General features: G+C 59.1%; 2 protein-coding genes. Both read right to left on the bottom strand.

Features of this window, described 5'->3' with window-relative positions; all coding sequences use genetic code 11:
- Window positions 1-106: 106 nt before the first annotated feature.
- Window positions 107-361, bottom strand: a complete 255-nt coding sequence (locus H575_RS03900; protein WP_042698206.1) for a hypothetical protein — start codon at window positions 359-361, stop codon at window positions 107-109.
- Window positions 358-885: an HNH endonuclease gene (locus H575_RS03895; RefSeq protein WP_042698203.1), complete on the bottom strand. Its 528-nt coding sequence runs from the start codon at window positions 883-885 to the stop codon at window positions 358-360. Before H575_RS03895 ends, H575_RS03900 begins: the two co-directional genes overlap by 4 nt.
- Between the last annotated feature and the right edge of the window lie 98 nt (window positions 886-983).

Genomic DNA, 983 nt, shown 5'->3' with positions numbered 1-983 from the left:
TTCCAGCGCAGCCGTCATCTCCTGACAGAAAAACGCATCCGCATACTCCTCGGCGGGGTGAGGAAACGCCGTCTCCAGAATGGAGAGGACACATCCCGACTCCATCTTACCTGTGGGCATAGTGATCCTCCTCCTGCCGGGCGATGGCATCATGCATCTTCCGCAGCGCTATCTTTGACAGCGAGACAAGGTACTCCTCCTTCTCCGAATCGACCCGGAGCATCACCGATCCGCAGACCGGGCACCGGATCCTCTTCCGCCGCAGTTCGTCAAGGTCCCGGACCCAGAACTCCTTCGCCTCAACCGCAAAACAGTGCGGACAGGCAAACTTCACCGTGCGCCGGTACTCGGACCCGTTCACAGGCCCACCTCCGCATAGGTCCGCCGGGCAACGATCCGGTGGATCGTGGTCTTGTTCACCTTGAACTCGGCTGCGAGGATCCGCGGAGGTTCGCCGTCCGCATACCGCCGCCGGATCTCTCCCACCTGCTCGTCTGTGAAGATCCTCTTTTTTCGTCCCGAAAGCGGGTGGTTGTTGTCCCAGAACGGGATGAGCCGGAGGTTTGCGAGCCGGCAGTCATCGATGTTTCCGTTGATGTGGTCGATGTGGAGGTTCAGATCGATCGGCAGATCGTCCATCGTTCTGCAGTTCCCGGCGATGTAGACGGCCCTATGCTTCGTGATGTCCACCATGAACCCCATATATCGGGCCCGGATCGAACAATACCCGTTGTTCTTACGGGAAAAGCTCAGGGGCTTTCCGGTGTTCCGCGAGATGATCTCGCCGTTTTCGGCGTCGAGTTTCCAGGTGCCGGCAAGGATCTTTGAGAGGATGACCCGGTCGGCGAGCCGGAGACCGGGGCAGGGTTTATGCTCCTGCGTCATTCTTCCTCCGGCCGTTCATTCGAGAACGTGATCTTGATGGTAAAGGTTTGACCGTCCAGGACCCCATAGGGGAGTCCCCATCCCTTAAGCTCCTCGAG

This window comes from Methanocorpusculum bavaricum DSM 4179 (genome assembly GCF_000430905.1).
Taxonomy (GTDB): domain Archaea; phylum Halobacteriota; class Methanomicrobia; order Methanomicrobiales; family Methanocorpusculaceae; genus Methanocorpusculum; species Methanocorpusculum parvum.
The sequence above is the reverse complement of the archived record's forward strand: the minus strand, read 5'-3'. Positions and strand labels throughout refer to the sequence as shown.

What these genes read in the sequence shown, in the direction of transcription:
- H575_RS03895 (WP_042698203.1), bottom strand. Translation starts at nt 885, where the DNA reads ATGACGCAGGAGCATAAACCCTGCCCCGGTCTCCGGCTCGCCGACCGG.